This is a genomic window from Stieleria sp. JC731 (assembly GCF_020966635.1).
Lineage (GTDB): Bacteria > Planctomycetota > Planctomycetia > Pirellulales > Pirellulaceae > Stieleria.
Genome location: NZ_JAJKFQ010000001.1, coordinates 931,140 through 954,803, shown reverse-complemented (window position 1 = coordinate 954,803; position 23,664 = coordinate 931,140). Strand labels below are relative to the sequence as shown.

The window sequence follows — 23,664 nt, the reverse complement described above, 5'->3', positions numbered from 1 at the left end:
CGGTGCCACAAAAGATCCTCATGATCGATGACAATCCCGCGGACGCGAACATTGTCAAACGTCTGCTATCATCAATCGAAGGCAGCCCTTACGAATTCATCCATGTCGAAAACGGAGAGATCGGACTTGCGAAACTAGAGGAATCTGAAGTCGATTGCGTTGTGCTCGACTATCAACTGGGATCGGCTAGTGGAATCGAAATCCTGACTCAGATTCGTCGTCGGGGTATCGATACTCCCGTTATCGCGATGACCGGTGAAGGTTCCGAAAGTGTCGCGGTGGCAACCTTGAAATCGGGCGCACAAGACTACCTTGTCAAAGGGCAAGTCTCGGCCGACACACTGCACCGCTCCATTGTCAGCGCGACACGAACCGTTTCTTTCGAACGCAAATTGGTTGAACAACGCGAAGAACTGCTCGCTTTCACAGGCACCGTTTCACACGACCTCCGAACACCGCTTCGGCACATCTGCCAATACATGGAACTGCTTTGTGCTGAACTGCCTGAATCAAACGAAAATTGCCAGTTCTATAGCAATGCGATCAAGAACGCGGGTCAAAGGATGATGACTCTGATCGACAATCTGTTGGAATACACCAAAGTTGGCCGATCTGAAAAGCCTCTCGAAAAGGTCGACTTAAATGCCGTGCTATCCGATGTGGTGGATGACCTTTTGACCGATGTCGACCGAACGCACACAAGCGTTGAGCTTGAAACTCTTCCAGCAATCAACGGCGATTCGACAGCTCTGCGGCAGCTATTTCAAAACTTGATTGGCAATGCGATCAAGTACAACCAGTCACCGCAAAAGCGAGTTCGAGTTTATGCCGACGAATGCGACGGCCAAACGACGATCTCCGTTAGCGACAATGGCATCGGTATCGCTGCCGAATTTCATTCCGAAATTTTCAGCCCTCTACGTCGACTACATACCGTCGACGAATACGAAGGCTCAGGACTCGGGCTCGCGACCGCCGAAAGAATTGCGAAGCAGCATCGTGCACAAATCACACTGGAATCGACCCCAGGCGTTGGCACCACATTCCACCTCGCATTTCCTAGCATCGACTAACACGCGTGCGTTTAAGACGACGCAGCATCAATCATCTGGCCGACTTTGCAGTTGTTGACCTACCTTTGGTCGCCAACTTCGCATTGCGACGCTTGACCATGACCAAGCCTGTCACAAAAAGAATGCTCGGAATGAATCCGCTGGCAAATACGATCCATCGCCCCAACATTCCGAATGCTTCGCCGTTGTGCAGCGGGAATTGCCAAGCGAGAAAAGCGTCGCTGGCTGTGAAGTCATCCGGGCTGAGAACCTTCAATACTTCGCCACTGTATTGGTCCAAAAAGACTTGCGAACGTCCGTAGGAACGCTGTACCTCATTGGACTGACGAAACGCGACTTCGTAGACTCCGTCGTTTCCTACTGGCGGATGCACGTGATCAAACTTTGCATCTGGAAAAACGAGGGTCGCGATGCGAATCGCGTCATCTGCGCTCAACGGCTTCGCGTCGAGTCCTTCAGGGCTGGCGGATCGCAAGTCCTCTGGATGCTGCGAAATGGGAGAAACCAATCCGAGCAATCCTTGGAAAACCGTCGGGAACTCCATATAAACTCCCGTAAAAGTGATCACCGAAAGCAATAGCGAACTGGCAATCCCGAAAGTCTTGTGGATGTCATAGTTTCGTTTGCCGCGACGAACACTAAACGCAGCTCGAAGACTGTTCTTCCAAAGCGGCCACCAAAGGTAGATCCCTGAAATTAACGAGGCCAACACGAGCAGCCCAACCACCCCGACGAACATTCCCCCGATCGCTCCACCGAGCAGTCGAAAATGAAGCCGATAGACCCAAGTCATAAAGTAGTCGCCCCAAATGCGACTTCCGTTGACGTTGGCGGTGTAGGGATCAACCAACACTTGCTGAAATTTAGGATCGGCTTCGCTTCCGGTTTGAAACCAGACTTCGTAGACCCCATCGGCGGTTCGAGGTTTTGAAAGTGATAGCGCCGTTTGCCCGGTCGCCTGTTCGGCAGCAGCGATAATCGTCTGAATACTTTGCCGCTGCACACCGCCCTGTTCTGCCAGAAGCAGTTTAGGATTCAACCACTCATCAATCGCATGGTCAAATACTAAGACACTGCCGGTTAAACCGATCAGTGAGAACACAAACCCGGCGGTCAAACCGAGCCAACGATGAGTCGCTAGCCAGGCTTGACGATACTTTGCCTTGGCCATCCTAACGCCCCGATCGAGACTGCTGCGCCGAAACCATCGGTGGTCCTGGAGGCGACTTGGTTGCGCGCTTACCTGATGACTTCACGCCTAGTTTGACTCCCTCGATCACGATCGGATCAATTGAGTTTTCGCCTTCTTTGATCTCGACAGACCACTGCGTTGCGCGCGCGGTGGTGTATTTGCCGCCGAGCTGGTCTTCGAACGAAGGTTGGGTAACGTCGGGAGGCCAACGAAGCGTAATCGCGTAGTTTCCGACCGGTGCACCGTCTTCTGACTCATAAGTCGACAAAGTGTACGAACCGTCTTCTTTGACGATCGCCCAGGGTCGTGAATTGCGCTCGTCCGGAGGTTGTCCCAAACTAACCAATTCGACTACCGCACCTACGGCTGGTTTACCATTGACGGTGAACGATCCGCCTGCGGGATAGGTCGCTGACTTCCATGCTTCCTTGCCACATCCGATACTCATGCAAAGCATCAACGACAACGCGAACATGCGAACCGGTCGTGTGCCGGTCACTCGCTGTTTTTCACAGACCAGATTCATTCGACATCTCCCAACACTTCATGTCCATCGATCGAAGTGAGTGCATAGATGACGTCAACATTGACGTGCTCAGTTAAAAACTGAACCGAACCATCAGCCCGACTGATATGGATTCCGCCTGGGTGAAAGGAGTATGGCGCATTCCAATTGTGAGTATTGATGATTTGTGAACCCACAAACCAATTCACCAACGGTTCGCCACCGGCAGGATCAAGCGTGAACTCGGCGGTATAGAACCAGTTCGCGTTGAAGTTCCCTGTCCAAGCACGATAACTTCCGTCCCACCAGGCAGGTGCAGTCGTTGTTCTGCCCCGCACCCAGGATTCTGTACGTCCGGCAGACTCATACTGCATCATCGTGTTGGACAGTCCATCCAACACATCGCGGAACTTTCGAAACGCATTCATTTCGAACATCGAATGTTCGGAACCTTGGTGCGATAACCAGTCCGATGCACTACGAACATAGGTGTAGTCGCTGGTCTTAAAACCCTCCGGCCCCTGTCCGCCCGCACCCGGTGTTGATGGACACTGATACGTCGATGGCATCAGATTCGCCATGTCCAAGTTGTTGGCATGATTCCAACGCACGTCATAGTCGTACTGGTCTTCCGCACTGGTTCCTTCCAGATACGGTAGCACGGCAACGTTTACATGAGCTGACTGCGTCGTTTCGGGAGCCGAGTACAAGCCATCCCAGTCTGCCCACCCAGGTGCAAGGCTGCGGTAGATGTCGTGATAGTTATGGAGTGCCAATCCGATCTGCTTGAAGTTGTTGGAACACTGCATCCGACGCGCCGCCTCGCGGGCAGCTTGAACCGCGGGAAGCAATAAACCGACAAGTATTCCGATGATCGCGATCACGACCAACAGTTCGACAAGCGTGAATCCTTCAGTCTTTGCGCGGTGTTTCGATGACAAAATCATTGAGCCAATCTTGGGGAAAGTTGGGGTTTAAAAACGGAGCGCAACGAAGAACTGCCAGCGACCCGCCCCCGCATATTTGCAGGCGTGTAGTGGCAAAAATTGCGCAAAACCCTTCTGTCTCCTGGCTGGCTAGTCGAAGTCGACGGTGACTTGCTCGGAACAGACGAAGCTTATTGAAAATCGTTCTCAACAGTGAAATAGACTCTGAATCGATCGTCAAGGGCGATTGGATCGGGACGGCCCACCGTGGCGTGACCACCCGCAAAAAGCACTCAACGTCAATTTAATCACCGCAGCAAACCGGCCGGCTCCTTTGCAGGGACGCTACCCACCCGACCAACTTGCCGTGGCACGATCGGTTTTGGCAAATGAATCTTCATCATTCCGCCGTGACATTCCGCTTTCTGAATCTCCCCTAATGGTGATGCCCAACTGGACAGTCGCATGATCAAGCATCGCGAGACCTGCACGGTTCAGCCAGTTGGTCTCTCGTCTTTTTAGCCGCTGCATCACTATCGCCGCGACATCCACGCATCACCAAACGATTGCAGTTCGTGGCGAAAACTTTGGGGGCATGATGGACCGATCTGAAAGCCAATCCGTTGTCTTCTGGAACACTGTCGGTTGCAGCTTTGTCTTCATATCGACAAACAACACTTTGCAAGGTCGAAGGTGATGTCACATTCTTCGATCATCCCCCCGCCCGCTCCACCGGTTGAGCGTCCACCGGATCCACCACCGGTCCCGTTTGGGGCACAGAGACGTACGCAGGGCCAACGGACACAACAACCGCCTATTCGCTTCGAAGAAAAACCGCCGGCCACACAGAAGTTTCCGCCAGCGGTTTCGCAACGATGGAAAGGCGTCCGTGAAAACAATCAGACTTCAGCAGCAGCGCAGGCAAACGTCGCGACGCTGCCAAAAGAGCTTCGTATCGATACCGAGACGCCGTCGAAGTCACGGAAAGAGAATCAGTTGTCCGCATGGATCAACCATGGCATCAAGCATGTAAAAGTCCAACTTGGCAACGCATGCTCGAGTGCCCATGAATGGATCATCACGAACTTTCGTCAGTTCTTCAACAATGCTGATTCGCACGACAAACCGCCTTGGCTGGTTAGCTTGACGATCCATTTAGTCGTTTTGATCATCTTGGCTTTGATCAGTTTTCGAACAGATGCGCCGGGCGATTTTGTATTGACGATGAAGATCGGGGAACAGGAATCCAAATCGGATTTTACCGACCTATCGATCGACACAATCGATTTCGAATCGCTGGACTCATTTCAAACCACTGAAATCGAGCAGCCTATGGAGGTCGATCCGTTTCAACCTGAACTTGACCTTTCAACTGTCGTGCCGGAACTCGAGATTGCCGAAAGTGCCGAACTTATCGAAATGCCTTCAGCGAACTCTTCGCCGCGGGATGGATCGTCGATGCGAGAACTCGACCTGCCATCGTTGTTTGCTGGCCGTTCGGGTGCGGCTAAACAGCGGCTATTAGAAATTGGAGGCGGCAACCAGGAGACCGAAGACGCTGTCGAGTTAGGCTTGGCTTGGCTAAAACGACAACAGCGCAGTGATGGCAGTTGGAGCTTGATCGGCCCCTATTCAACCGGTGCGAGATTTGAAAATTCCACCTCAGCAACTGCCATGGCCTTGCTTGCGTTCATGGGCGCGGGGAACACGCATCAAGCTGGACCGTACAAAACTGAAGTGATTCGCGGCATCCGTTGGTTGGTCAATCGCCAGGATCCAAGCGGCTGGATGGCGCATGATTCGATGGCCCAGCAAGGGATGTACGCACAAGCCCAAGCGACGATTGCGGTGTGCGAACTTTATGCGATGACGAATGATTACTGGCTTCGAAAGTATGCACAGCGAGCATGCAACTTCGCCGCCAAAGCACAATCGCCGCAAGGAGGCTGGCGCTATCAACCGCGATTTGACTCTGACACCTCGGTGACAGGCTGGTTTTTAGTCGGATTGAAAAGTGGCGAAGCGGCCGGATTGGAAATTGATGAAAAGATTTTCGAGGACGTTTCCAGATACATCGATTCGGTCGCTGATGAACGATACAGCGGAGGCTACTCGTACCAAGTCGGCGAACCGGCATCTCCCTCGATGACCGCGGAAGCACTGCTGTGTCGTCAGTACCTTGGCTGGCATCGGAACATGCCGGGAATGCGAAACGGGTTGGCGACCTTGGTGAACAATCACCCGATCGAGGTAACCGAACCGGACGTCTATTACTGGTACTATGCGGCCCAATCGATTCACCACTTTGGAGGCCCTTTGTGGGAACAATGGAACGAGCGGATGAAAACAGAACTGCCAGCTTCCCAAGTGAAACAGGGACGCGAACGCGGCAGCTGGAATTCGACGCGCGACGCCTGGGGACAACACGCAGGCCGGCTTTACACGACATGCATGTCGTTGTTCTGCCTGGAAGTCTACTATCGCCACATGCCAATCTACGACGTCTGGAAAAAGTAAAAACGGCCATTTTCAATCATCGCGTGACATCGGCCCGAAAGATCCTCCCCAGTTAATTGGAAGGTCAAAAACACTTTCGACTTTTCTACTTTTCGCACTCGGAGGACTTCAAATGATTCGCTGGAAAAAAGCAACCATCGGCTTGTGCGGCCTGCTCGCCATCGCCCTGACACAACCGACTTGGGGGTGTGGAGGCAAAGAAGGACGCGGTGGCGGTCAGCCACCTTCCACCGGCTCCCAGTCAACATTGAGCCAGATCTCGTACTCGCCTCAATCCCTTGCGATGCAGCAGCAACTCGCTTACCAACGCCAGCAGCTGCTGTACATGCAACAGATGCTCTACCAACAGCAACAGCAGCTCTTGATGTTGCGTTCACAACAGATGCAACAAGTCGCGTTGGCTCAACAGGAACAGCAACGACAAATCCAAGCTGACCGGCTTGCCAAAGCTGAAGCACGTCGAGCTGAACGGGCAAGTCGCAATCGTGCTCGTGTCCAGCAAAATGATGAGGTCATGCTCGCTGGCGAAACGGATCCTATCGCTCCGAATCCTTTTCAATAGCATCCCATCGGGTTGCAAGATACAGGTCACTCCGAGCGGCTTCGTGAAGAGCCGCTCGCGCAACGGCCTTCACTCAACCCCCAAGCCAGTGTGCGATCCGTCCTCCGTCGCACTTTCATATTCGCATTAAAAGCCTATCGGAAAAGCGTTCAGCACATTCGAAGGCAATCCAGTTCTCTCACATTTCATTGCTCAGCCGGAAAGGGATCACTCGCCTTTTCGGATTTCAGCTCAATTCAGCACTCATTGCCTATTGATTTTCTATTGTCGCCCTTCTCTCCATGAAAATAGCGTTCTGTACCGCAGGTAAGGCGGATTCGAAGGCGACTTCTTGAGAGATCAAACCTGAAAATCAATAGGTCGCTAACTCCCCCCAAGCTTATCCATCAATCATCGGCCATGGCATTTCATCAACGAAAACCCCGACGTCTTAAACTTGAAAATCTAGAGCGACGCCGAGTCCTCGCGGCCAGTTTAGGCTGGGATGGCCCCGGCTTGGGTAGCGCCGAACTTAGCTACTACATTGCGAACTCTCCCGATTCACTGACGCAAGAAGAGACCGACGCCGCGATCAAAACAGCGCTCGATGCCTGGGCCGATGTTGCCGAGATCACTTTTACTCAGGTCGACACACCGGGCCTACTGGATTCAATCGACATCTCCTTTGTGAGCATCGACGGAACGGCTGGCACTCTGGCACAAGCTTACTTTCCCGACGATGTTAATCCTGCGCGTATCGCCGGCGACATCCAATTCGATATTGCCGACGCATGGGAAATTGGAAACGAGCTTGGTAACCAAGCATTTGATCTGGTCTACGTCGCGGTTCATGAAATCGGCCATTCGCTTGGCCTAGATCACTCGGATGATTCCGCTTCCGTGCTTGCACCCTATGTGACCGCTGCACAGACTTTTGTCGGCCTGTCAAGCGACGATATCGAAGGCATCCAGTCGCTATATGCCGCACGAGATAGCGATACTTCATCTGGCGATGACACATCGGATAGCAGCGATGACACGACCGAGACGGTGCCGACAGACGACACCACGAATGACACAACAGACCCAACGGATGAAACTCCCGACACCGATAACCAACCCTTTCCAAGAAACCGTTGGCGTCGCGGCGGTCATTGGCAGCGTTGGGGAGGCCGGCTCGATGTCGAACTGGCCGAGCATAACTACGTCAACCCTACCGATGTTAACGGCGATCAATCATCGGATCTGCTTGACGCTCTGGCGATCATCAACCAACTCAGTCGCTCGTCCGAATCCAGCGATACGAATTCCGACATTGAAGGCCTATGTGATACCAACGGCGATGGCCAAATCAGTGCGGCAGATGCCCTTGTCGTGATCAATTCCTTGATGCAATCCGAAGGCATCGAAACAACGCTAGAGTCCGACGAAACCGATAGCTCGGATACAGAGGGTTCGGACACCGAAGTCGACGAAACCGAAACCACAGGCGAAACCGACGATGAAGGAAACATCGACGACGGTGGTCTGACCGACGAGACTGACGAGACCAATGAAGACGATGACGCCGATACAAGCGACACCGATACAAGCGACACCGAAGACGATGACGCAGGGGGTGACACCGAAGACGATAACACCGACGAAAGCGATGTCGATGAAGAGACTTCGGATGAAGACGATCTGGACGAAGACGAGGTCGATGATGATGCAGATGACGATGCAGACGATACAGAGGAAGACTCAGAAGACTGCCACCGACCAAGACTTCATTCCCCATTGCTACGGGCCAACGGCGAGTTGCTGATTTCGCGATTCGACACCAACGAAGATGCACTGCTGTCCGAGGACGAACTGCCAGCGAAAGTCTGGGAACTGCTAGTCAGTCAAGATGTTGATGGGGACAGCGATGGCGTGTTCTCGTCCGAAGAAATCGACTTGGCAATCGACTCCCTTCGGCAGCAGCACTTCGATTCACTCGACCAAGATGCCGATGGTGTGCTCACTGAAACCGACGTTGCAGAACGGCTCTGGGATAAACTTTCGTCCGCAGATGTGGATGCGGATGGATCTCTAACGTTTGAAGAATTTGATACCTGGTTGGACAGTGACGAATCATTTCTTCCGACCGACCGTATGCATCACCACCAACACCCACACCAACGGAGGGGACGGCGGTTTGATCCTCCGACAGATACAGTTCCAACCGAGAACAGCACCGACCAGATTTTTGCGGGACTGGGAAGACGGAGGCGATAATCGCCCCAACCGCGATTAGACTGATCGATATGGCTAGACACGAGCGGCACCATGCCGCTCGTGTCTGCCAACAGCCTTTTCTTCAATGACCGGTTGACGGGTTCAGCACCGTGTCATGACTATTCAAATGGCCCACGCCGGTATGGCAGAAAACATTGGTTTTCTTTCATGTCGATGGCGGAAAACAAATTTCCTTGCAACCTAACAGGAAGTGAGGAACGAATATCCATGATGACGACCAATTCCAGTGACCCGAGCCAAGCTCGGGCGATCGATTTCGTAGGTCTATTGCAATCGGCTCGCGATGGAAATCGCGAATCGCTTGGTCAACTTTTGCATTGGTACACCGACTACCTTCGCAGTCTAGCCGCGACACAGCTGGATCGCCGATTGCGTCGACGCCTAAACCCATCCGACATCGTCCAGGAAGCGATGTTGGCCGCCCATCGTGACTTCAACCAATTTCGTGGAGACACTCAAATTGAACTGCGATGCTGGCTGCGAGCCATCTTGATTCACGTGCTTCATCGAAGTTTTGACAAGCATGTGAAAGTCGAAAAACGTGATGTCCGTCGCGAAATTTCTATCGACGATTCCCCAATGGGCGTGGATCGTTCGGCCGCCGATCTGGCGTCACTATTGGCCTCGCCGATCGACTCCCCCAGCACCCCAATGCGTCGTCTCGAAAGTCGGCATGAATTGGAAAGCCAACTGACTGGCCTGCGTGAGGATTATCGACAAGTCATCTTACTTCGTGTCATCGAAGGGATGCCATTCGAACAGATTGCTCAACGGATGAACCGATCCAGCGGTGCCGTTCGGATGCTGTGGCTACGCGCGTTGGAAGCATTTAAATCCGAAGCGGAGGGCGACGCCGATGGTGGCGGTCAATCGGATTCATAACATCTTGGATCAGTCGCGTTCACCTGCATCTCCGACAAAGGTAGATGACCTAACGGACGAACAGCAGGAGCAACTGACCAGCCTGTTAGATCGCTATTTGTTGGCACTCGAATCAGGACAGCCTCCACAAATAGAATCTCTCCTCGAAGGCCACGAAGAACTCGAACAGGTCTTTCGAATCTATCTTGCCAAGCTTGATGTGCTCTACGGCATCGCAGTCGATGGAACGGCAGATCCGACAAGCGATCCAGATGCGAGCTGGAAACTTCTCGCGACGAACCGAAATCAAGTCGGTGACTACAAGATCATTCGCACCATCGGCCGCGGGGGCATGGGAATGGTTTGCGAAGCGATCCAAGTTTCGATGCAGCGCCGCGTCGCAATCAAGCTACTGCCGTTTGTTCAATCATTGGATCAAAACCAGGTTGCAAGATTTGAAAATGAAGCTCGCAGTGTCGGCTTGCTCGATCACCCAAATATCGTCGGCATCATTGATGTGGGGATCGATGAGGGTTTGCATTTCTTCGCGATGCAATTCATCGATGGCCAATCGTTGCACCAGTGTTTGCAAAACGGCCAACTGCCAAGCGACTGGAAAGTGATCACGCGATGGATGATCGATGCCGCTAACGCTTTGCATCATGCCCACGAAAATCGAGTGATTCATCGTGACATCAAACCACACAACTTACTGGTTGACCGATCAGACAAGATCTGGGTTGCCGATTTCGGGCTAGCGCAATCAGCTTGCGAACAGTCGTTAACTTCGACAGGCGACATGCTGGGCACCGTTCGCTACATGAGTCCCGAACAGGCGGCGGGCAACTCGGCTATCGTCGACGGTCGCTGTGACATCTATTCTCTCGCAGCAACTTTTTACGAGTTGCTGACCCATCGCCCGGTCTTTGACGGTGAATCGACGACAGAAATATTGCGACAAATCGATGCCCATCAAATTACTCCGCTTCATCGGCTGCTAACGGATCTGCCACGTGACCTTTCGAGTGTGATCGAGAAGGCTTTGTCAAAGTCTCGTGACGACCGCTACGAGACGGCAGCTGAATTCGCAGCGGACTTGGGTCGAATCCTACGCAATGAACCCACGATCGCTCGCCCACCTTCTCCCTTGGATCGAGCCGGTCGATTCCTATTACGAAATCGGCGAACAGCAGCGATGTTGTTGGCTTGTTGCTTCATCGCCGTATTCGCACTTTGCATTTCCACCGTCACATTCGCTTCATTGAAACAGCGTGCGGAAATCCAGGCGGCAAAAGCGACGCATAAAGAGCACTTGGCAAGGAATGCTGTCGATCGCCTCGGATTCGCAACCGCCGAAATGCTGGCCAACATACCGGCGGCCCAATCTGTTCGTCGACAACTACTCAACGAAACCCTTGCGTATTACCAAGAGCTAGCGTCCGACGCTCGGCAAGATGGAAGCTTGCATCAAGAATTGGCAATGACGCTAACCAAAATCGGAATTTTGCACCGGGACTTGGGGTACCTCAATGACTCATTGGAGGCCCTGCATCAAAGCGATCTCAAATACCAAGAACTGCTCGCAAAGGATTCGGACGACGTCCACCAACAAACGCTTCTGCTAAACGCATCGATTTGCCGCTCCGAACTTGGCGAAACCTACGACGTTGCGCAGCGTCCCGAGGAAAGCTCGCGGTGGTTGACCCGCGCGATCGTTAGTCAGAAACAGTTGCTGTTAACATACCCATCGTCAGAGATACGCAATGCTCTCGCCTCTTCATACAGCCGTCTCGGGTCATTGCTTGCCGAACACTCCGCAATCGGGCAAGCACAGCAACACTTCGAGAATGCCCTGCATACACTGCAAGACACCGATGAAGCGAATCCGTTGAGGTCGTCGGTTGAACAAAAACTTTGTTCGCTATTGGCAAAAACTGATCCCCGACTTGCCATTCGCTACGGTCAGTCCGCGTTCAAACATCAGTCCGATCAACTGGAAAGCAACCCAGACGACACAATAGTCGCAACGGAAATTGCAATCACGCTAGACAAACTTGGACTTGCTTACCTGAACGCAAACGATGAACGATCCGCACGACAATCGTTTAAACGTGGAATCGATACGACAGAACAAATCCTCGCGTTGATCCCAAACGATCCAAGATCAACCCAAGCTTTACTGTCATTGTGGAACCATCAAGCGTTGCTGTCACTTCGCTTGAAGATGAATTCGGAAGCGATTGCACAGCTCCAAAAAAGTTATCGCTATGCATCTCAGCTGAAAAAGCAATTCCCCGATGATGCCGAAACGACTAGCACGCTCGCCAGCATTCAAAGCAATCTTGGCCAAGCCTTTGCAGTCACAGGGGAAATACGGGACGCTCGCGACTCATTCAACCGAGCAATCAAACAACAACTGCGGGCGATTCGGTTAGCGCCTTCAACTGTCGTCTACCAAAATCGATTGAAGCAACACCAAACGAACCTGGACCGACTTGACCACGGCACCATCTCCATCACAGAACAAGGCAACTGGCTATGAAACTTTCCAAAACTTGCCCGCGTTGGTTGGTCGCTGAACGTCTGGAATCGCGCTGCCTGCTATCCGGCATGTCGATTCAGTTCGATCATGATTTTGAAATTGATGACGATCACTCGCGACATTCCAGATATGAATCAGGTTCCGAATCCTGGTCTTCGGAATCCCGGACTTCGGAAGACTGGTCCAGGCATCAAAAATCGAACGAACCAATCACCTGGCGCGAGGACCGCAGTCTCTTCAATCAAAGGCCCTTTGAATCATACCAAAGCTCAGCCCCTTCACGTGCCGTTTATCAATCTCGAGTTGTCGACTTTGTGATTCAAATCACATTCGCTCCGCCAACGATCAACAGCGATCCGATCGAAACGATAGCCAACAGCGAACCGAGAGCGACCTCGCTTACAGAATTAGGCGACCGCCCAGAGCCGGCAAATCCCCCTGTGTCAAACACGACGCTAGTGCCAACGCTTGGGCCGGACGATCAAGAATCACTTCCACATTCCCAAATCGGCGTCCGTGAGAATCCTCTGGCCGGTCTCATTGACGAGCCGATCGAATCATCGGATGCATCCGCTGAGTCGAATCTAGCTGATCAGCAGCAAACAACGTTTCGGGCTGATAGCGATTCGACGCCGAACGATCAACGGTGGAACATCATCGCTACTGAGATCGATGAACCCCAGGACCTTTCAACTAACGACGCAGACCAAACCGAAACAGAAGATTCCGATAGCCGAATCGATCCATTGTTCGAAGACCATAACGCAGCTTCGCAGCGAAGCTTTGGCACCGACCGGTCTGAACTGAAATTCGACTCTTGGAATCAAACTGGTCGCGAGTCATTTCGAGACACAATCCGCCTGACCGGCTTCATTGACGTGGACTCATCTGGAAAGCTGCCGATGCTTACCCGTTGGAACGCTCTTGAAATCGAAAGCGATTTCATAAAGTCGAACGAAATGGCGGATCTGGAACGAAGTCTCCGTCTGATCAGTGGCGTGAGCAACCGATCGCAAGACCTTGCGATTCGTGACGGCATCCTCGCTGCCATGGAAGACGAATTCACTCGCCCGGTAGATCAGCTGCAAAACGACGCCCCCCACTCCCCAGGTGAACTGGCCTACCCTCTGGCGATCATTGGCGCAGGGGCCTACCTGGGCGTTCGCTGGAGAAAAAAACATTCAAAGCCACAGGCCTAGTGCGGGTGCGGTTTTCATGCCGGGCATCGATTTAGAAGCATGTTGATGTATGCTATAGCACCTATTCAACTCTTCTCAATTCAACGCTTCGGTCCTATTCATGACGGTCACGAATCAACCGGTTCGGCTGGCGTCGATGCTAGCCACCCTTCTGAGTTTGGTGCTCTGGACGACACCGACGAATACATTTGGTCAGCAAGCTTCGGTCAAATTGACTCAGCAGGGCGAACGGTTTGAATTGCTACGCCAAGGCGAACGCTACGTCGTCTGCGGTGTGGGTGGGCGTGATCACCTACCACTCCTTGCCAAGGTTGGTGGCAATTCGATTCGGACATGGAGCTCCGAAGGACTCGATCAACTTCTCGACGAAGCGCTGCAAAACGACTTGACCGTTTGTGTCGGGATGTGGCTTGGTCATCCACGACATGGCTTTGACTATCAAGACGATCGTGCCGTCTTAGACCAACTCGATCAGTGTCTTCAAACGGTACGAAAGTACAAAGACCATCCAGCGGTTCTGATGTGGGGAATCGGAAATGAGATGGAAGCTGACGGGGACAATCCAGCGATTTGGTATGCGGTCAACCATATCGCCAGTGAAATCAAAAGGATTGATCCGAACCATCCGACGATGACTGTGATCGCGGAATTGGGCGTTGATGAAGTCAAGCTTCGCAATCTGGAGCGGTTTTGTCCGGATATCGATATTGTCGGTGTCAACTCATACGGAGGAATGTCGACACTTGCAAAGCGTTATCGCGACACCGGGATTCGAAAACCTTATATCGTGACCGAACACGGTCCCATTGGGCCCTGGGAAGTTGGCAAGACTCGCTGGGGTTCCCCTATCGAAGCAACGAGCACCGAAAAGGCCATTCGATATTCACAGGGTTTCCAAACCACCGCACGTGAGTCGGAGGATCTTTGTTTAGGCACCTACGCATTCTTGTGGGGTCACAAGCAGGAAACCACAGCGACTTGGTTTGGGATGCTGCTCCCGGACGGGTCGCGCACCGGTGCGGTCGACGCGATGAGCGAACAGTGGAAAGGTGGCAAAGTCACTGATCGCTGCCCGGTGATCACCAACATTAAATTGGATCGAGTGGATCACTTGAAGCCTGGCGAACAAATCAGCGCGACGCTTCAGGCAAGCGATCCGGAAGGTTCATCGATCCAAATCGATTGGGTTCTACGGCATGACAGTGGAACGATCGGCGTCGGTGGTGACTTCCAAGCTGCTGAAAAAACCTACGCCAACTCAATTAAAGCCAACGGTCCCGCGGCAACAATCACGATTCCTGATGGCGGTGGGGGATATCGCCTGTTTGCCTATGTCCGAGACGGCAATGGGGGCGCAGCGGTTGCCAACGTTCCATTTTTTGTCGAGGGGCCAATGAAAGTTATCGAATCGCCGAAAGCCAAGTTGCCGCTGGTCGTCTACGACGAACAACCCCAACCGCCTTTCGAACCGTCTGGCTATATGGGCAATACACAAGCAATCACGATGAAGTTTGATTCGACAGACCAGCCCTTCGCAGGCAGCAATTGCTTAGAAGTCACCTATGACGCGGCAGACAATTGGGGTGGTGTCTTATGGCAATCACCAGCCAATGACTGGGATGGCGAATTGCCCGGCGGACTGAACCTGAATGATGCCGAAGCGATTGAGTTTTATGCGCGTGGAAAAGCTGGTGGTGAAGTCGTCTCATTCATGATCGGTGTCATACAAAATGATTCACCTTATCGAGATTCCGCCAAAGCTGAACTGAAAGAGGTGAAGCTGACGACGCAGTGGCAAAAGTACCGGCTCCCGCTTAACGGTCTCGATCTGAAGCGAATCAAAACTGGCTTCGGTTGGTCAGCAGCCGGTCAGGGAAAGCCAATGACGTTCTTCCTTGATCAGATTCGTTACGTTTCTGGTTAACGTCATTCGAAATACGAGTCGGAGCGACGGTTCATTTCGATCGCCTTCACCAATGCTGATCTAAAACAGCCAATGCAACTCTGCGGGCTTTCGACGCGAGCGATGAAAGCTCGCGTTTTGGTTGATTCTCTAGTGCCCGGACGACGATGATGACGCCATCAACGATTGTCCCCTGGATGTCCGTTGAACCTCACCAATGATGGGCAGTCTTGACGGTTCACTAGTGCTCTTTCAATCACGTGAAATCGACGCTTCACCGCAAGACTATCGTCTGCTGAACCTGCAACAACCAGCGTTCATTGACCTCACGAGTTGGGGCTAGGAAGTCGATTCTCCTTAGGGCTTTCCGACACAGGTCACGCGTTATGACCTCGGCGGGATGAATATTTCTAAGGGGCAAGTTTATCGATGAGCGTTGATCGTAACGAATCAAATCTGCAGACAGTGGAGCTGATCGACAACGAAAGCTGCCGAGTCACCTGGCCGCAGTACCAACCCAAGGCAAGCCCGACAGCGATCAACGCATCACTGCATCGCGGCATTCCTGAATTTGGCGACCTGCTTTTTGCTTGCCGATTTCACGCGCTGCTAACCTTTGTTGTCGGCACCGCAATTGCGTCGATCCTGGCGTTGGTGGTTTGGACGTTGATCAACCCGCGATACCAGGCAGAAGCATTGGTTCGCGTTCGTGAAAACGAAAACGTGATTTATAAGCCACAGGCTTCGCGTGCCGAAAACCTCGCGTTCTTTCGCTCGCAAGCGGCATTGGTTCGCTCACACCAAGTCCTTGCCGCTGCCCTCGAAGATGACGAACTGCTGGAGTTTTTGCATCAAATCCCCGAGGGGGATCGCATCCAGTGGCTCGACGATCTAGTCAAAGTCGAGATTCAATCGGGAGCGGAGATCATCAGCGTTTTCGTTCGCCATGACGATCCGTTTCTCGCCCAAGCGTTGTGCAATGCCGTCACACGTGCGTATTTGGAAGAAATCACGCACCGACTTTCGACCGACCGTGACGTTCGGGAAAAGCAGTTGGAACAGGCCGCCGTTGCCGCGGACTTACAGCTCGACAAGCTCTGGGAAGATCTCAACAGTGTTGCCCAGTCGGTGGGAGCTGACAGCGCTGAATCGATGACGATTCGCGATGAAATGCAGTACCAATCTTATCGGGAATTCGCCCATCGACTGCAGGAAGCACAGTTACGAGGCAATCAGCTGCGAATCCAGCTCGACGAATTGCAGGCCAAGTCACAACTGACACAGCCTGATTCAAATCAAATCACCGCAACAATGCTTGCACAAACCCCGGCGATTGCTACAGCACGTGATCGGTTGTCCAAAGTCGATTTGCAACTTCAGCAGATGTTGAAAATCGCTGCCAACCCGAACTCTCCACAGATCAAGGACTTAGCCGATCGCAAAGCAGCGTTGACGACGGAATTAGCCGAGCTGACAGAACAAACTCGCGATCAACTTTCAGAAAACCTCAATCGCAAATCGCAAGTCGCGATCGAAGAATCGATTAATAAAGTCAAACGCGAGTTGGAACTCAACCGTAGCGAGAATGAGTTCCTCCGCGAACGAATGACAGAGCTTAATTCCGTTGTATCCCGATCTACGGAGAAGACCGTTGTCCCTCTGGATATGACTCGGCACGCGATCGATCGCCAAAGTCGCTTGGCAGACAGCCTCTGGACCGCGCTGCAAGAACTGCGGATCGAAGGCCACTCGCAGCCACGTATCACGCTGCTTTCCTGGTCAGGGCTACCGACCGAGGCCGATCACTCGCGTCAGTACAAGGCCGCCGCGGTCAGTGGTGGCTTGGGTTGGTTGCTGGTGGTGTTTCTGATCGGCTATGTCGAATGGCGAGACTGCCGCGTTCGATCACCAGGTGACCTTGTTTCACGGTCGCGTTTCCCGGTCTATGGAACAAATTCGTATGCCGCGTCGCAGTCCAAACTGAATGTCGGAATGCGTCAACGAGAGATCGGTGGCGGCGCACGCGAAGCCGCTGCCAAACTGTTCTTGCGCAACAACGTATTTGCCGGTGCTTCGACCCTGATGGTGACCAGCTGCGTTGCGAACGAAGCAAGACACTTGGTTTCACTGGACTTGGTCGTCCTGCTAGGTGGCTTCGGCAAAAAGGTCTTGCTGATCGATTGCGATGTCGATCGAGCCCATCTGAGCCACGCATTGGGTGCGGCGACCCGTCCAGGCATGAGACAAATCTCCGCCGTCAAAGGACGACCGAAATTGGAATCGATCGTCTCAAAGATCATCCCGACCAACATGGGACAAATCGATTTTCTTCCGATCGGGTCAACCGATCAAAACGCAGTTTGGATCGCTCCAAAGTCACTTCGATATGTGATCGAGGAACTTCAGGAAGATTACGACGCGATCATCGTCAACGGCCCCTCGATGCTCGGAACCGCAGAAGGGGCTCTGTTTGCCGAAGAAGTTGACTCCAGCGTATTCGCCGTATTCGTCAACTATAGCCGCTGGAACCAATTGATCCTCTGCGAGGCGACAGCCTGCCAATCGGGAACACCTCTGAGCGGTTCGATTCTTCATTGCGGAAAAGGCAATAGCAATTTAACGCTTGATTTGCACCGGTCGCGTTCCGTTGTTGCGGGCGAAACGAAGAACTCTGCAACAGCCAGCGAAGAAAGCATCCAACATGAGCTGGAAGCGATGCAGGCGGAACTTCACCAGCTTCGCAAACAGCAATCAGATTCGCCCATCCCGAATCAGCCCAAATCGATCAAACACGAATTGGCCGCATCGAATGCTCCCATCGATGCCACCTCGAACCAGTCGAACGAACGAGACTCCCATGTTTAACACCCCTTCTGCAAAACCAATCGTGCGTCAATGCATGCGTTTCAGTTTCTTATCGATTGCCCGCATTGATACTCGTGATAGTGCACCTACCGGCAATGTTCGAAGCGAAGCGATCGCGTTTTGGGGAGGACGTTGCTCGGCATAGCACCCTCCCTCGGCACTTGGCTCCCTCTCCTCCTCCATTTATCCGACGACTCCTGTGACGAACATCGTATCCAGCGCTAGCAGCCCCAATCTGCAGTTCCATGTATCGCATCAAGCGCAGACGCCCAAGGTCTGTTCCAAGAAAGGTACGTGTACGACGACTGAATCGGTCATCACTGTAGAACCCAGCCGCTATTTCGAACGCAAACGCATCTTCGATGTCGTTTTCAGTGGAGCAATCATGCTATTGGCCGCACCGTTGATGGCACTCGTCGCTGTCATGGTGCTGGTCCTCGATGGCCGCCCGATCTTTTACCGACAAGTGCGTGTTGGCAAACGAGGCAAGCTATTCCGTATCCTGAAATTCCGCACCATGCGACCACATGCAGAACAGGAAACAGGTGCCGTTTGGAGTTGCCCTGGCGACCCTCGTGTTTCCCGACTGGGAAGTTGGCTTCGAAGTTCTCATCTGGATGAGCTTCCGCAACTAATCAATGTCTTGGCGGGCGACATGAGCCTCGTCGGACCACGCCCCGAAAGACCGGAATTCATGGGGGCGCTAGCAGCCGAAGAGCCTCGATACACGCAGCGGTTGCTGGTCAAACCGGGGATCACCGGTATGGCTCAGCTACAGTTGGGATACGACGAAACCATCGTCAAGATCGGCATGAAAGTCGACCATGACTTGCAATACGTCGAATCCGCGACGCTAGCGATGGACATGAAACTTGTACTGTCGACCGTCCCGCACGTCGCATTGGAGCTGCTTTCAAGGATCACCGAAAAACAGCCACAGCCAGCTTCCAGTCAACGTATTGCCGAAGCCAGTCCGGAGACCGCTTCTAACCAAGAGCCGATGGTAATACACCCGAAAACGATCGTCGAATCGATTGAATACGCCGCTCGCTAAAGCACCTCAAAGTCAGGCGAGTCGAATCCTGATTCGGCTTGCTTGACCAAGTCCGCCATTTCGCGACAAGTCACGTAGTAGTAGTTGAATCCCAACTCGTCCGCGGCCTCTCGCAAATCCTGGTGAAATTCGTTGGTTTGCCCACCGAGCCAATAGTCGATGTTGGCTTCGTTACACCCATGCGTATGAAGCTTGATGAATTGCCAGTCTGGCTGTCCCTGCACAGCGACACGTGATTTCAGCCAATTGGTCAGCCGGTTGATGGATAATGGCTGCGTCAGACAGACATTTCCATTCTCGACACGCGGCTTTCTAAACCAGCCGTTTTGATAGACCACCAGTGGACCTTGAATCATCAGCAAAGACGCATCTGGTGAGGAGCTGCTGGTCGTAGCATCAGGTCCTTGATCATGCGCACGAGGGTCGTTCGATAGCGTCGATGCGTAATAGATCTTGTTGATCGTCTTTGTCTGAGCCGGATGAGGAGCCGCCGGCATTGTGAAATCCGCATAGCAACCGGTTTCTCGCAGGACAGCCAGTTCGTTCTCAACACCACAGTGGTGGCCGGTGGGATGTGAATTGTTGATAGCCCAATTTCCATGGACAAACCCATAACGAATCAGCCCCTCTGAATCTCGATGTAGCAATCCATGCCGACCATGCATGCGTGAAACCGATTCGATCAATAGGTCACGCATTGATCCAGCATTGTCGCCGTCGTGATGTAGATGAACTTCGACGTCGCCGAATCCGCTGTGAACAAGTCCCGAAAGCTGCTCAAGATGTTTATCTACATAGCATTCGATCGGATAAAAGAACGTGTGTTGCGGGGGTCGTCCTCGCGAATCGTTGCAGCGGCTTGCCAGTGCTGGGTAATGTTCCACCCACCGCTGAACCCGCTCTTGCTGCAATCGAGGCGATGCACCGCCGTGATCCGGCTCGAAGTGATCGGCCACACTGATGAAAACGTGTTTGGGACGAGGTAATTTTGACCTCCCAAGCAAGCAGGCTTCCGCGAATACGTGGGGACTCATCCCGCGAATTTTGAACATTTTTCGTCGATATCAACCCGTATGACAAACCATCGCCAGTACTAGTGCTTCGTTCCCTATGAAAATATGGGTTCGGGTCATCAGCCGACGGGCGTTAGTCCCGGTTATTGCACTGAAACCGTGGCTAACGCCATACGGCTAATCCTAAAATCGAATTGGAACGAAGCACTAGAGTTGCAGGTGCCATCATTGCAAAAGATCGAAAGCCACGCTCGGCTAGCGATCGGTTAATTCCCAAGTTTGGCGTCTCGCAACGTCGCCTTTGAATTCCGATAGTCCGCCGGGGAAGAACGCCAGTACCACGGTGCGAAAGGTGGCTAGGCGGCACGCTTCTCTGTAGCCGGGATTAACTGCGATGCGGCTGGAATCTGGCTCCACGTCGTTCGTTCGGTCGGGTTCCAGATCACGATATCAGCTCCGACCATCCAGCGACAGATTCCATATCCGATCGCTGCATTCATGACGACGAACGATGCCCCCGCACGGGCAAGCCCAGCTAAACGCCCACGACGTTTTGTTTTCAGTCCCCAGCAGGCAGCAAGATAACAAGCGACCTGGACGCCCCCTAGAAGCTGGAATGCGAAAACCGATGTCAAAAGCAAGTTTGATATCGCCGCGGCGACCAACAAGAACGGACCGATCCAACGCATTAATTTGTGAGAAGCGAATGCAGCGGTATACCATCGATTGCTCCACGAAAGCAGCGATCGAAGTGTCGTCAGACACTGAAATGCACCAAGGCCGATCCGTTGCCGCCGCAGAAATTCTGTTCGCATTCCGCCGGTGCACGAGATAAATGCGTTGGCATTGGGCTCAAAGACGACCCGGCATCGATGTGTCAGCCGAGCCAACATCGGGATCACCAAATCATCGTTGATCGTTGGACGCGAAGGGGCGACAAACAATGATCTGCGTATCGCATAAATCGCCCCGCTGGCCCCCATCGAAAGCCCAAGACTGGCTTCGCTTCGTCGGATCAGGTTCTCGACCTTCCAATAAAGCGACTCACTTGCGCGCCCATGTTCATCCACCATTGTGACTTTGCCCGCGACAACGCCGACTGATGGGTCAGCGAAATGCTTCGCCGCTTCACGCAATGCGTGTTGACTGAAACGTGTTGTCGCATCGGTAAAAACGATCACCGATGTCGAGACTGAATTCACCGCATCGATCAGCGTAGCGGCCTTTCCACGGCGTTGCGAATAGGCAATCGTTCGAACATCGCCAAGCAAGCACGAGGCTGCAACCTGAGCTGTCTTGTCAGTGCTGCCATCGGAGGCGACAACGACTCGGATCAAGTCCGCCGGATAGTCTGACGCAAAGATATTCTCCAGTCGCTCAGCCAGGTAAGACTCTGCATTGTGCGCCGCAATCAAAACGGTAATCGCTGGTAGAACCTCGTCCTCATCTGACAACGAAACAGGGGGCTCTACACCCCATCGTTTTGCCAGGAAGGAGATTATAACTGGATAGCCGACGTACGCATAAATGAGTCCAACGACCGAGCCCAGGTAAACTGCAATCAAAAGTGTCTGCACGATGAGAATCCAAATGAGCTCGCGACAGTCAACGTTCAAACTCGTGTAAATTCGTCATCGGTCAGGCGAAGGCAGTCCCCAATTCCATGCCCGGACATGAGGGAAAACCCACGCAGTGTGCAGTGACTTTGAGACGGTTTCGGAAACCGCTAACGATTTGCCGCTTGAGCGAAACCGGCAGGCAACGCTGCATTCAAGAGGATGTCGAACTGGATCACCGTCGACGACTTCGTGGGCAAAGACCACACCACTATTTTCGCAGGCGATCGCTACAACACTTCACGGCCGATTGAAAGATCACTAGCGATATGGGATAGCGTTTTCGCTTGTGATCGCCGAGAAAATTGCTCAATCGGTTCGCTAGAAATGGCATTGCCAGGTTCAAGGTTTTCCAAACGTGAACGCAGCCAAGCAGCGATCATTTCGGATTGCCTCGGATCGAACCGAGAGACGTGGCTGTAGCATTGAACGATCGATGCAACTTCGCCTGAACCGCAAATCGACAAGACCGGTTTCTGCAAAGCGAGATATTCAAACAGTTTTGCCGGGACGACCCTTTCCGCCCCCGGTTGGTCTGCAAGCAGCAACAACAACACGTCTGCTGACTGCGCCAGATGTAAACTTTCACGGTGTGGAAGATAGCCATGGCATTGCAGCCCAACCGAAGTTGTTTTCAATCGGTCGACAACCGACTGCTGGGCATCAGTGATTCTGCCCGCTATGACAAAATCAATCTTTGAAGCCGCTTTGGGGTCCGTTTGGTTCAGTGTGATCAACGCCTCAACCATCGGAGTGACGTCAGTCAACTTCCAAAGTGTTCCGGTGTAGACGATACGGATGCGGTTCGGGTCGGCTGAAACCGATTCGCTCGATGGCATGTCGCGTGAATCATATCCGTTGTAGATACAGTGAACCTTTGCGTGACCGCCAGCATCACTGACTTTCGCTGTTAGCTCATCTCGACTTGCCATCGTCGTTGTCAACACCGCATCAGCAGCTCGCAGCACTCGCCGCAACATACGACGCTGCCTCCAATCGGAAATACCGGTGTGCTGATAGTTGTCGAGATAGCGACTGGCGATCAACCACTCGTCACGGAAATCCAAAATCAACGGAATTCCCGTTCGACGCTTTAGTTGAGCTGCAAGCAGGAACGAAGAAAATGGCGGACCGGTCGCATAGATTGCTTGATACGAACTTTTCTCCAATGCTTTTTGGGCCGCACGTTTTGCACTCGTATTCCACAAAACCTGTGGATCAGGCTGCAACAGCGACATACCGATACGACGAACCTGAGCTTTAATCAGCTTTCCGAGCTTGCCCCCAGATCGACTTCCGGTGCCGACCAAAGATTGCTTCGCGTGATACGAAGGCTCGAACGTGCGTGATCTGATCACCTCGGTTCCTGGATCGAGTTCGTCCAGCAGATCAGGATCTTGAACCGGGACAGATGGGTTCGTCGCGGTCAGCACCGTCGGTGCCCATCCGAAATCAGGTAGGTAGCGGACAAACTTCACACTACGTTGCACCCCGCCTCCACCTGACGGTGGGTAAACGTAGCTAATAAATAGCATCCGCTTTGTCGTTGAATTCGTCATCGGTATCCGCCGCAAACA

The 23,664-nt window shown here is 52.9% G+C and carries 16 protein-coding genes; 10 read left to right on the top strand and 6 right to left on the bottom strand.

The window, feature by feature from the left end; translation table 11 throughout:
- Window positions 1-2 precede the first annotated feature (2 nt).
- The gene (locus tag LOC67_RS03110; protein WP_230261049.1) at window positions 3-1,073 is read left to right on the top strand and encodes a hybrid sensor histidine kinase/response regulator; all 1,071 of its coding nucleotides are present in this window, start codon (window positions 3-5) and stop codon (window positions 1,071-1,073) included.
- A 31-nt stretch (window positions 1,074-1,104) separates the two neighbouring features.
- Here LOC67_RS03110 and LOC67_RS03105 read toward each other — a convergent pair whose 3' ends face one another.
- The 3 genes from LOC67_RS03105 to LOC67_RS03095 are packed head-to-tail and all read right to left on the bottom strand — an operon-like array spanning window position 1,105 to window position 3,717.
- On the bottom strand, window positions 1,105-2,244 hold the full coding sequence (locus LOC67_RS03105) for a PepSY-associated TM helix domain-containing protein (RefSeq protein WP_230261048.1): 1,140 nt from the start codon (window positions 2,242-2,244) through the stop codon (window positions 1,105-1,107).
- Window position 2,245: 1 nt separating this feature from the next.
- Window positions 2,246-2,791 carry a hypothetical protein gene (locus tag LOC67_RS03100; protein WP_230261047.1) on the bottom strand — a complete coding sequence of 182 codons (546 nt, stop codon included), beginning with the start codon at window positions 2,789-2,791 and terminating at the stop codon, window positions 2,246-2,248.
- Entirely contained in the window at window positions 2,788-3,717 is a 930-nt protein-coding gene (locus LOC67_RS03095; protein ID WP_230261046.1) for a DUF1559 domain-containing protein, read from the bottom strand. Before LOC67_RS03095 ends, LOC67_RS03100 begins: the two co-directional genes overlap by 4 nt.
- Window positions 3,718-4,392: 675 nt before the next feature.
- Here LOC67_RS03095 and LOC67_RS03090 point away from each other — a divergent pair.
- From LOC67_RS03090 to LOC67_RS03050, 9 genes are all read left to right on the top strand, one after another.
- Window positions 4,393-6,213, top strand: a complete 1,821-nt coding sequence (locus LOC67_RS03090; RefSeq protein ID WP_230261045.1) for a prenyltransferase/squalene oxidase repeat-containing protein — start codon at window positions 4,393-4,395, stop codon at window positions 6,211-6,213.
- A gap of 112 nt (window positions 6,214-6,325) precedes the next feature.
- Window positions 6,326-6,775, top strand: coding sequence for a hypothetical protein (locus LOC67_RS03085; protein ID WP_230261044.1), 450 nt, complete (start codon window positions 6,326-6,328; stop codon window positions 6,773-6,775).
- Window positions 6,776-7,174: 399 nt separating this feature from the next.
- Window positions 7,175-9,013 carry a matrixin family metalloprotease gene (locus LOC67_RS03080; RefSeq protein WP_230261043.1) on the top strand — a complete coding sequence of 613 codons (1,839 nt, stop codon included), beginning with the start codon at window positions 7,175-7,177 and terminating at the stop codon, window positions 9,011-9,013.
- A 228-nt stretch (window positions 9,014-9,241) separates the two neighbouring features.
- Entirely contained in the window at window positions 9,242-9,916 is a 675-nt protein-coding gene (locus LOC67_RS03075; RefSeq protein WP_230261042.1) for a sigma-70 family RNA polymerase sigma factor, read from the top strand.
- Window positions 9,917-9,920: 4 nt separating this feature from the next.
- A complete protein-coding gene (locus LOC67_RS03070) occupies window positions 9,921-12,437 on the top strand; it encodes a serine/threonine-protein kinase (protein WP_230261041.1) in 2,517 nt (838 codons plus the stop codon).
- Window positions 12,434-13,636: a hypothetical protein gene (locus LOC67_RS03065; protein WP_230261040.1), complete on the top strand. Its 1,203-nt coding sequence runs from the start codon at window positions 12,434-12,436 to the stop codon at window positions 13,634-13,636. Before LOC67_RS03070 ends, LOC67_RS03065 begins: the two co-directional genes overlap by 4 nt.
- 100 nt (window positions 13,637-13,736) lie before the next feature.
- A complete protein-coding gene (locus tag LOC67_RS03060) occupies window positions 13,737-15,560 on the top strand; it encodes a glycoside hydrolase family 2 TIM barrel-domain containing protein (protein WP_230261039.1) in 1,824 nt (607 codons plus the stop codon).
- A gap of 408 nt (window positions 15,561-15,968) precedes the next feature.
- Window positions 15,969-18,404 (top strand): GumC family protein, encoded by a 2,436-nt coding sequence (locus LOC67_RS03055; RefSeq protein ID WP_230261038.1) that lies wholly within the window; start codon window positions 15,969-15,971, stop codon window positions 18,402-18,404.
- Window positions 18,405-18,603: 199 nt separating this feature from the next.
- Window positions 18,604-19,458, top strand: coding sequence for a sugar transferase (locus tag LOC67_RS03050; RefSeq protein ID WP_230261037.1), 855 nt, complete (start codon window positions 18,604-18,606; stop codon window positions 19,456-19,458).
- Here the strand turns inward: LOC67_RS03050 and LOC67_RS03045 are convergent.
- The 3 genes from LOC67_RS03045 to LOC67_RS03035 all read right to left on the bottom strand — a co-directional run bounded on the left by LOC67_RS03045 (window position 19,455) and on the right by LOC67_RS03035 (window position 23,646).
- A complete protein-coding gene (locus tag LOC67_RS03045) occupies window positions 19,455-20,510 on the bottom strand; it encodes a hypothetical protein (RefSeq protein ID WP_230261036.1) in 1,056 nt (351 codons plus the stop codon). The genes LOC67_RS03050 and LOC67_RS03045 overlap by 4 nt on opposite strands.
- Window positions 20,511-20,827: 317 nt before the next feature.
- Window positions 20,828-22,048: a glycosyltransferase family 2 protein gene (locus tag LOC67_RS03040; protein ID WP_230261035.1), complete on the bottom strand. Its 1,221-nt coding sequence runs from the start codon at window positions 22,046-22,048 to the stop codon at window positions 20,828-20,830.
- A 269-nt stretch (window positions 22,049-22,317) separates the two neighbouring features.
- Complete coding sequence (locus LOC67_RS03035; RefSeq protein WP_230261034.1) at window positions 22,318-23,646, bottom strand: glycosyltransferase; 1,329 nt, start codon at window positions 23,644-23,646, stop codon at window positions 22,318-22,320.
- Window positions 23,647-23,664: the final 18 nt, after the last annotated feature.

Coding starts and splice junctions, on each gene's coding strand:
- LOC67_RS03065 (WP_230261040.1), top strand. CDS start 12,434: ATGAAACTTTCCAAAACTTGCCCGCGTTGGTTGGTCGCTGAACGTCTG.
- LOC67_RS03095 (WP_230261046.1), bottom strand. CDS start 3,717: ATGATTTTGTCATCGAAACACCGCGCAAAGACTGAAGGATTCACGCTT.
- LOC67_RS03080 (WP_230261043.1), top strand. CDS start 7,175: ATGGCATTTCATCAACGAAAACCCCGACGTCTTAAACTTGAAAATCTA.
- LOC67_RS03085 (WP_230261044.1), top strand. CDS start 6,326: ATGATTCGCTGGAAAAAAGCAACCATCGGCTTGTGCGGCCTGCTCGCC.
- LOC67_RS03100 (WP_230261047.1), bottom strand. CDS start 2,791: ATGAATCTGGTCTGTGAAAAACAGCGAGTGACCGGCACACGACCGGTT.
- LOC67_RS03105 (WP_230261048.1), bottom strand. CDS start 2,244: ATGGCCAAGGCAAAGTATCGTCAAGCCTGGCTAGCGACTCATCGTTGG.
- LOC67_RS03075 (WP_230261042.1), top strand. CDS start 9,242: ATGATGACGACCAATTCCAGTGACCCGAGCCAAGCTCGGGCGATCGAT.
- LOC67_RS03060 (WP_230261039.1), top strand. CDS start 13,737: ATGACGGTCACGAATCAACCGGTTCGGCTGGCGTCGATGCTAGCCACC.
- LOC67_RS03035 (WP_230261034.1), bottom strand. CDS start 23,646: ATGACGAATTCAACGACAAAGCGGATGCTATTTATTAGCTACGTTTAC.
- LOC67_RS03055 (WP_230261038.1), top strand. CDS start 15,969: ATGAGCGTTGATCGTAACGAATCAAATCTGCAGACAGTGGAGCTGATC.
- LOC67_RS03090 (WP_230261045.1), top strand. CDS start 4,393: ATGTCACATTCTTCGATCATCCCCCCGCCCGCTCCACCGGTTGAGCGT.
- LOC67_RS03045 (WP_230261036.1), bottom strand. CDS start 20,510: ATGTTCAAAATTCGCGGGATGAGTCCCCACGTATTCGCGGAAGCCTGC.